Below are 8,617 nucleotides of genomic sequence, written 5' to 3'. Positions count from 1 at the left end.
TGCAGTGTGTAGTCGAGCTGCATTTAGCAACTGAAGATGTGAATGAAATTGACTAAAATCAATTTCATCGAATGCCGGCACCGACAATAGCGAGTGGCGGCAAGCACTTCAATGCTCATGTTGGAGAAGTGCTTGCCTGGCCTTGGGCAAGCCGGAACTGCTTTACCGCAGGTGGTGTTTCCGGCGGCGCTTCCGTCCGCGCTTTTCCCGGGGCGGGCCGCGCCATTCAAGGGAGGTTCCCGTCGATGGACAAGCCAGTCGCTGCCTGATCGGGGCCGTCAACCTGCTCGCGGCCGCCGACCCAGCACAGGCCGCGATGCCTGCCCAGACCGTGCTAACCGCGGCCATGCGTGCCGAGAGCTACGCCGACCTGCCCAAGCCCATCCCCGACGCTGTGGCGCTCCTAAAGGAGCCGGACGAGGTCGCGGCGAAGGCCAAACCGCTACTTGCCGCCTCTTAGGGCGAGGCCACGGTACAGCAGGCGCAATACTACTATCATCGCCACCATCACCATCACTGCTGCGACATGCCGTACGGGTACAGAGCCTGATGCGGCGGGGTGGATGGTTCCGCACCCCGCCCAGCCTTACCGCTGGCTCTTGGCGGCGCCTAGGATGCGCCGGTAGGTTCCGCCGAACACGGTGTGGGTCGCCGAGGTCCACTGCGAGTCCGCCGCCAGCGTCTCGCGGCTGGGGTAGATGCGTCGCGATTGGAGTTCGCGCTCGGCGCCTCCTCTTCGTTCATCGCCATGAGCTCGAAATCGGCCTCAACCGAGACGACGGACACCTGCATGAACGGCTCGTCCTTCCGGAAGATATGCCTGCGGCCTTCGTCCGGGGCCTTGAACACCATGAAGTACATCGTCGGCCCCCAGTGCCGGATGAGTGCCGGCATTGCGACCGGCACTGTTCCGGTCCAGTCGGTGTAGAAGCGTGGGTGGATCTCGGTCCTGATCACCTAATTCTCCTCGACCCTTAGGTCGATGAGGATCCGATAGGCGTAGTAGGCCTCGCCGAAGCTCCAGAGCGGCGGCCTTTGCGGTCCCGGTCCGCCGGGCTCGGCGAAATTCCCTCAAAGACCAGTCTTGCGGCCCTGGTGCTCACGCCCAATTCGGCGTCGTAGGCGTAGAACAGCTCGATCCCGCCTTTGACCGCTTCCAAGAGCGGGATGCAGTGCCAGGCATAATCCTGCGAGCCTTCTGTGCGGGGCTCCGGATCGCCCGCCCAACCGGGAATTTTCAAGCGCGTCCGCCGGGGCGGCAGCCCCGGCTCGATCAGCCTGACCTTCACCTGTCGCATTCTCGACCGTCCCTTCGATGTCGCCCTGGAAGATAGGAGGTCAGAGGAACGGTTCGGCGCGAAGCAACACCATGTGATCGCCCAGTCAGGTCGCTGCGGGGCGTAGCAGTACGTTGGCGACGCCCTGGGTGTGATCCGCGTCTTACTCGACGGTGACGGATTTTGATCTAGGCCGATCCCGCTCCAAGTGCGAAAGAGCGGCCCCAAAATCTCTGCGCCTGCCGACGTGATTACTGGGACTTGTCGGCGATGACCCTCGGGCCCGCCTCCTAGACTTCAGCAATTGTCTCCTTGGCTTTAGCATCAAAGGCCCCCTTGGGCTTGACGTTTCCGGCCCAGGATACCTTCGATCCGCTCCCGTCCTTCTACACTATGAGCATGGACTTATAGCTCTACACAGGCAGCGGGCGGGAGATTATCGTGCATGTGTAGTCTATCTTCTTGTCGCCGCGGAACTGTTCTTCCTCCATGATGGTGTCACTGCCCTTCATCGACAATGTTCACTCCTGCCTGCCGCCTTTCTAAGACAGCACCCACTTCTCGATGACGAGGTGCCAGTTGCCGATGCCGCAAAACCCGCCAACCATCTTCCAGACCGCTTCGGGCGATGCAGGCACCATCACGCTCTTCGTCACTTCAATCGCAAGGGCAGGCGTGACGACGACCATGGCCAGCGCCACGGCGGGGACGGCGATTCCGAGCATTCATCGGTTCCTGTAAAACCTTGAGCGCGTCGTGTGCGCCGAGGAACCAGCTACTGCGCGACCGAAGGCGGACTACGCCAAACGCGGATGTGTGAACGGTGCACTCGATGTACCCCTGAGGCAGTCTCGCGACCAACCAATGGCTAGCCTTCGGCGACCCGGCGCGATCAAACGCGGAGATAGCTCCAACCTGCCTCCTGAAGTGCCACGAGACGGACTGCACCAGCCGAAACGATGCCGACGTGTGGCAGTAATTCCAGAGGGTGCCCCTCTGCCTTCTCCATGGCTTTGATGGTGTTGCCGCAGGCCGAGAGTACGATTCCCGGCACGCTCTCGGTGATGGAGTGGATCCTCGACGTCACGGGCGATGTGTCGGCCCGCAGCATGTGCAGACCCGGCCCATAGGCAACGATCTCGACCTCAAGCTCCTCGGCCTGATTGCTGTATTCGCGTGCGAGATTGACCGCGTTGTTGAGGGCGAGGTCGAACACGCCGTTCTCGCGAGAACTGACCTGCAGTGCGACCCGATGGGTCTTGGGGTCAGCCGATTGGGTCGCCGAGGCCCTGCTCGCCACGAGCCAAGCCATCAGCGCGGCCAGTCCGGACACGCCCCTACGCGACAGCATCATCGTGTCCACTCCGTTCGCGAACGGTCCTGTTCCGACAGGAATATTCCTGCGAAATCGTGTCGTCAGGTTTGTACGAAGCGATAACTCGCACCAACGCGCTCGACACGTCCGACGCCTGAGCTCGGGAGGTGAAAGCCGACAAGCGTCATCCGCTCATTCGCCAAGCGGTCCAGCAGGGTGAGGCGGGTACGCGCCGCGAGGTCACGGTCGAGATCGCTTCCGAAGGCCCAGGCGGGGCGGCGGAACGACACAACCGCGTGGCTCAAGGCATCCCCGCCGATCAGTACCTGCTCCCGACCGGCTTCGACAAGGACGGAGGCGTGACCGGGCGTATGCCCCGGCGTCGCGACGTAGGTGAGGCCGGGAGCGATGCTTTCGCCGGGCTTACGGCGCTCCACCTTCGCCTCAAGGCGTCGCAGGGTCCGTCGCGAGCCTACGGAGAGGCCCTTAAGCCAATCCGGTACGCGGGTCTCGACATCCTCGCGGGTCCAGAAATCCCATTCCGCGGCCGGCACGACGTAGCGGGCATTGGGAAACCGTTCGCTGTCGTCGAAATCATCGACCGCGCCCCAGAGATGATCGGGATGGGCGTGCGTGAACACCACCTGGGTGATCGCCTCACGTGAGATGTTCCGGCTCTCCAGCGTCTCGCCGAGCTTGCCGGCCGTGGGCTGGAACGAGTTGCCCGAGCCGGCATCGATCAGAATGACTTCCGAGCCGATCCGAACGAGGCTCGGGTTCGTCGGAATCGGGGTGGCCTCCGCGGGCTGACCCTCGGCCTTAAAGACGGCTTCAACTTCCGCGCGCGGCGTGTCGGGCAGCATGAAGGCGAGGGAGGAGGACAGCGTGCCGTCGCTCGCCGTCTCCACGGAGGCGGCGCCGACCCTGAGCGCCGCTGTCTGGTTCGCCGAAGCGCGGCGGACGGGCCACGCGCCCGCGAAGCCCGCTGCGAGGCCACCCAAGAACAACCGCCTGTCGCAGCGCGTTCCCGCGGAGTTGGGACGGCTCGTCATTGGACCGGCGGGGCCTTCTTCGCGGGTTCGGCAGCCTTGTCTGGCGTCACGTCGAGGATGCGAGCGCGGCTCGTGATGGACGCTTCCTTCGGCAGGCAGTTCGTCATGCAGGGCTTGGCCGTCCAGAACTCCTTCTCCGCCGTCTCGCGGTCGTCCATGAAGAAGTTTTTCTCGTTAGGCAGGCGGATGCTGGCGAGGTTCTTCTCGTTCAGCTCGAAGTCCTGATCCTTCAGAATGTCGTTGAGATAGAGGAGATAGGCGGTGACCGAGTATGTCTCGTCCGGCGTGAGGGTCTGTGCCGCGCCGAACGGCATTGCCCGGTGAATGAAATCGAAGACGGTCGAGGCGTAGGGCCAGTAGGACCCGATGGTCTTAACCGGACTGTCGGACTTCAACGTGCCGGACCCACCGGCGAGCTCCGGCCACCGTCCCGCGCCCTCGCCGAACTCGCCATGGCAGCTGGCGCAGCGCTCCTGGAAGACCGTCTCGCCGAGCGCCGCGGTTCCCTTGCCGACAGGAAGCCCCTGGCCGTCCGGCCGCACGTCAATGTCCCAGCCCTTGATCTCCTCCGGCGTCGCGACGCGGCCGATGTTCAGACGCTCCGCCGCCACCGGCGTGGCCGCGAGGAGGACGGTCGCAAGGGCGGCCGAAAGACGGTTACGCGACCTCGACATTCTCGATCTCCCCGCTGGGCAGCACGTGCCAGGTCTGGATGCCGTTGTTGTGGTAGATCGAGTTCAGGCCGCGGTGTTGGCGCAGGGCCGCCTTGGTCGGCTGGACGTAGCCGGTCTCGTCCATGGCGCGGGACTGGATCAGCAGCGGATCGCCGTTCCAGTCGAACTCATAATAGAAACGCGTCAGCGCCTTATCGAGGACCGGCCCGTCGAGCCGCGCGGCCCGCCAGTTGCGGCCGCCATCGAGCGAGACGTCCACGCCCTTGATCGCGCCCCGCCCCGACCACGCCAAGCCCGAAAGCACGGTGAAGCCCTTACCGTGGATGGGCGCCTGCGGACTCGGATTGGTGATGACGGACTTCGCGTCCATGGCCCAGGTGAAGCGCCGCGCCTGACCGTCCGGCATGAGTGCCGTGTACTTCGACGTCTCCTCGCGGGTGTGCCAGGGCTCGTCGCCGACCTTGATCCGGCGCAGCCACTTCACCCACATGTTGCCTTGCCATCCCGGCAGGACGAGGCGGAGCGGATAGCCGTGCTCGGGATAGAGCGCCTCTCCGTTCATGGCGTAGGCGACGATGGCGTCGTCGAACGCTTTCTCGATCGGCACGGAGCGGGTCATCGCCGCGGCGTCGGCGCCCTCCGGCAACAGCCACTTGGCGTTGGTCTTGAGACCGGCTTCTTCGAGCAAGCGCTTGAGCGGGACGCCCGTGTACATGACGCAGTGGATCATGCCGTGGGTGAACTGACAGCCGTTGAGCTGCGCGCCCTTCCACTCCATGCCGGAATTGGCCGCGCATTCGAGGAACGCGATCCGGTTGACGCGGGGGAAGCGCTTGATGTCCTCCAGCGTCAGCATCAGCGGCTTCTCGACGAGGCCGTGGATCATCAACCGATGCTCGGACGGATCGATCTCGGCGATGCCGCCATGGTGGCGCTCGAAGCCCAGGCCGTTCGGGGTGATGATTCCCTCCAGCTGGTGCAGCGGCGTGAAGCTGACCGAACTCTGGCGCGAGGCGGTCAGCCATTCGACGTCGCGGCGGATCACGTCCACCTCGAACTTCGACGGGCGGCCGTAGGGCCGGCTGACGACACCCTCACCGAGCGACTGCGACCATTCCGGTACGCTCGGCGGAAGGTTCTTCGCGTCCGGCGCGGCGGCTGCGCGGCCCGCAAAAGCCCCCGTGCCGACCGCTCCGCCGAGGGCGAGGCCGGTGCGCAGGAAGGATCTTCGAGAGGTTGGCCCGGACGGATCGGGGCGCGGCTTCGGTTCAGACATCGGCCTCTCCGAACTGTTTCAAGTATAGCAATGTGTGAATATATTGGAGACGACTAGGCGCCACGGACGGTGACCTGCGCGGGCGTCGGGTTCACCGTTCCCTTGGCCTTGATGTGCGAGGAGACGACGTCCCAGATCGGCGGGCCGTCGGTGCCCTCGTTGACGCTCGCCCATCCTGCCACGGTGTAGCTGGTGCCAGCCTCGATGGGTTTGCCGGTGCGCAGGAGGGTGAGGTCTGAGATGCGGCTGCCGGCCGGGCGAGCGACGTCGATGGCGTAGGACACGCCGCCCACCCGCACCATGTCGCCACCTTGCTGGTAGTACGGATCGGCGTTGAAGAGGTTGTCGGCCACGTCCTCCAGCACCTCCTTCAGCCGGGCGCCGGTCATCGGCATCCGATAAGCCGCCGGGTAGGTGATGGCGGTGGCGTTGTAGACGTCCTCGCGGGTTATCGACTGGCCGGGCAGGAGGGTCGTGCCCCAGCGGAAGCCGGGCGAGAGGGCAATCTCAGCCTCTCGCTCGGACAGGAGCGCATCGCAGATCATGTCGTCGAGCGTGCCGTTGAAGTTGCCCCGCCGGTAGAGCAGGGCCTCGGTCCGGCCGAGTTCCTCCTTCAGCATCGCCTCGTGGGGCGCACGGATCGACCGGATCTTGGCCGCCATCGTCTTCTCTGGGGCGATGATATCGGAGAAGATCGGGATGAGCTTCGAACGGTAGCCCTTCACGGCCCCGTCCCGCACGTCGAGGTCGACGCGGGTGAGGAACTTGCCGTGGCTGCCCGAGGCGATGAGTAGGGTGTTGCCGACCTTTACCGCCTGAGGCAGCGCGTCGTGCGTGTGTCCGGTGAGTACGACGTCGATTCCCTTCACCCGCGAGGCGAGCTTGCGGTCCACGTCGAAGCCGTTGTGGGAGAGCAGCACGACGAGGTCGGCGCCCTCCTTCCGGGCCTTGTCGACGCTCGCTTGCACGTCCTCCTCGCGGATGCCGAAGGACCAGCCGGGGATCATCCAGCGAGGGTTGGCGATGGGCGTGTAGGGAAAGGCCTGCCCGATCACCGCGACCTTCGCGCCGCCGCGCTCGAACATCTTCGTGGCCTCGAAGGCCGGCTCGTTCCATTCGGCGTCGCGAACGTTCTGGCCCAGGAACGGGCAGCCGAGCCCGTCCACGATCTCCTTAACCCGTTCGGTGCCGAGGGTGAACTCCCAGTGGCCCGTCATGGCGTCGGGCTTCAGCAGCGCCATGCAGTCGACCATGTCCTGGCCCTTGCTCACCATCGAGGTGTAGCTGTTCTGCCAAGTGTCGCCGCCGTCCAGGAACAGCACCTTGTCGCCTCGCTCGGCGCGGATCGCGTCGAGCACCGTGGCGATCCGGTCGAGGCCGCCCATCCGGCCATAGCTGCGGGCCAGCGCGACGTAGTCCTCCGGCGTGAGCGCATAGGCCAGCGGCGAGCCGCCGGGGATGCCGTAGAGGTCGAGGTAGGCGCGTCCGGTGACGTGGGGGACCTGACCGCGCGCCTCGCCCATCCCGAGGTTGGTCGAGGGCTCGCGGAACAGCACGGGCCGCAACTGCGCGTGGATGTCGGTGAGATGGACCAGGGTGACGTTGCCCATCGGCTCGAAGGCCAGGAGGTCGTCCTGGGTCAGGCGCTGCTGGGCGAAGGCGCGGGTCCAGCCCGTCGGCACCAGGGCCGCGGTGGCGGCGGCGATCTGCAGGAAGTCGCGGCGTGAGGTCATGGCAGGATCAGGCCCTCAGTTGCGCACGGCGGGCGTCTCGACCGGAAGGCCGAGGCCGCGCCACGCGACGTAGGTCTCCAGGGCGAGGAACTCGTCGGAGAGCGGCTTGAACGGCGTGGCCCGGACGTCCTGCATGCAACCTTCCATGCGCTCGTGGAGCGGCACCAGCCGCTGGTCGCGCAGGCGGTAGACGGGGAATCCGTTGCTCTGCCCCTGGCTGAGGAAGTCGGCCCGGAGATACTTGCCGTGGTTCTTCTCGTGGCAGCTCGCGCAAGCGAGATCGAGTTGGCCGTTCCGCTGGTAGTAGAGCGATTGTCCTCGCTCGAACCAGGGCGTCATGGGCCCGTCCACCTTCACGGCGACCGGCATCCCGCGGGACTGGTTACGGACGTAGGTGGTCATGGCCGTAAGTTCGGACGAGCCGAAGGCCCAGGGCTCGGCTTTCAGGGCGCCGCTGCGGCAGATGTTGATCCGCTGCTCCAGATTGACCGGCTTGCCGAGCTTCTCGTTCCACTTCGGATAGGCCGCCGCGACGCCCTTCATCGAGGTCGATGCCTCGTTGTGGCAGCTCGCACAGGACTTTCCCGCCGCGCCATCGACCTTCGACCAGAGTTCCTCTCCCTGCTCCACGGCGAGGAAGCCCGGATTGTTGAAGTCGTCGGCCTGCATGTCCTGCGTTTCCTTGGAGCGGAAATACAGGCCGGAGACAACTTCATCAAACGGGGAATTCGGGTTCTGGACCTTGAGGCCGTGCGCCTGCCAGGCCGGACGCTCGGACCCTTCCTTAGCGGCGGGCGCGGAGGGCATGTCCTGCGCATGGGGTGCGACGGCCAGCGCGACGAGCGCGAGCGCGGTGACGGCAAAGGGAATGGGGCGGACCATTGCGAGGGCTCCGGCGCGGCGGGGGAGGCGCTCCGGGGCAATCGGCCCCGGGCGCGCGTCAGGCGACCTTGATCTGCTCGGTGGCCTGGGTCTTCGACCCGTCGTCATCGATCCAAGTGAAGGTCAGCGTGCCGGTTTCCTCGGGTCTGATCTTGAACTGGAAGTAGGGGTTGGCGGAGACCGCGCTCTCTATGTCGGCGCTGAAGATCGTCTTGCCATTCAGGTCGCAGGTGAACTTATTCAGGATCTTGCGCGGGATCGTCTTCCCGTCCTTGTCCTTGCGCTGGCCGGATTCCATCGTGTGTGAGACGAGCGTCTTCACCTCGATGATGTCTCCCTTTGCGACATCCTTCTTGTCCAGTTTGATCCGCGGCTTCACGTCGGCCATGTGGTCCTCCCGTCCTCGTT

9 protein-coding genes are annotated in these 8,617 nt (G+C 65.1%); all 9 read right to left on the bottom strand.

All coding sequences use genetic code 11. The annotated features are described in order from the left end of the window. Window positions 1-609 precede the first annotated feature (609 nt). On the bottom strand, window positions 610-957 hold the full coding sequence (locus AX737_RS38480; protein WP_306423473.1) for a hypothetical protein: 348 nt from the start codon (window positions 955-957) through the stop codon (window positions 610-612). Between the two features lie 862 nt (window positions 958-1,819). Further along, window positions 1,820-2,002: a hypothetical protein gene (locus AX737_RS28230; RefSeq protein ID WP_017484328.1), complete on the bottom strand. Its 183-nt coding sequence runs from the start codon at window positions 2,000-2,002 to the stop codon at window positions 1,820-1,822. 167 nt (window positions 2,003-2,169) lie between these two features. Next, entirely contained in the window at window positions 2,170-2,631 is a 462-nt protein-coding gene (locus tag AX737_RS28225) for a hypothetical protein (RefSeq protein ID WP_003597852.1), read from the bottom strand. 62 nt (window positions 2,632-2,693) lie between these two features. Next, window positions 2,694-3,593 carry an MBL fold metallo-hydrolase gene (locus AX737_RS28220; protein ID WP_231343949.1) on the bottom strand — a complete coding sequence of 300 codons (900 nt, stop codon included), beginning with the start codon at window positions 3,591-3,593 and terminating at the stop codon, window positions 2,694-2,696. 47 nt (window positions 3,594-3,640) lie between these two features. Further along, on the bottom strand, window positions 3,641-4,318 hold the full coding sequence (locus AX737_RS28215; RefSeq protein WP_012455891.1) for a cytochrome c: 678 nt from the start codon (window positions 4,316-4,318) through the stop codon (window positions 3,641-3,643). Further along, complete coding sequence (gene soxC, locus AX737_RS28210) at window positions 4,302-5,594, bottom strand: sulfite dehydrogenase (RefSeq protein WP_003597857.1); 1,293 nt, start codon at window positions 5,592-5,594, stop codon at window positions 4,302-4,304. Before soxC ends, AX737_RS28215 begins: the two co-directional genes overlap by 17 nt. Before the next feature lie 53 nt (window positions 5,595-5,647). Continuing rightward, window positions 5,648-7,327, bottom strand: a complete 1,680-nt coding sequence (soxB, locus tag AX737_RS28205) for a thiosulfohydrolase SoxB (protein WP_003597858.1) — start codon at window positions 7,325-7,327, stop codon at window positions 5,648-5,650. A 15-nt stretch (window positions 7,328-7,342) separates the two neighbouring features. Then, complete coding sequence (gene soxA / locus AX737_RS28200) at window positions 7,343-8,209, bottom strand: sulfur oxidation c-type cytochrome SoxA (RefSeq protein WP_003597860.1); 867 nt, start codon at window positions 8,207-8,209, stop codon at window positions 7,343-7,345. 58 nt (window positions 8,210-8,267) lie between these two features. Then, window positions 8,268-8,597 carry a thiosulfate oxidation carrier complex protein SoxZ gene (gene soxZ / locus AX737_RS28195; protein ID WP_003597861.1) on the bottom strand — a complete coding sequence of 110 codons (330 nt, stop codon included), beginning with the start codon at window positions 8,595-8,597 and terminating at the stop codon, window positions 8,268-8,270. Between the last annotated feature and the right edge of the window lie 20 nt (window positions 8,598-8,617).

It is taken from the genome of Methylobacterium sp. CCH5-D2 (assembly GCF_001556475.1).
GTDB lineage: Bacteria > Pseudomonadota > Alphaproteobacteria > Rhizobiales > Beijerinckiaceae > Methylobacterium > Methylobacterium hispanicum.
Note: the sequence above shows the minus strand (reverse complement) of the source record. Positions and strands in the feature narration are given on the sequence as shown.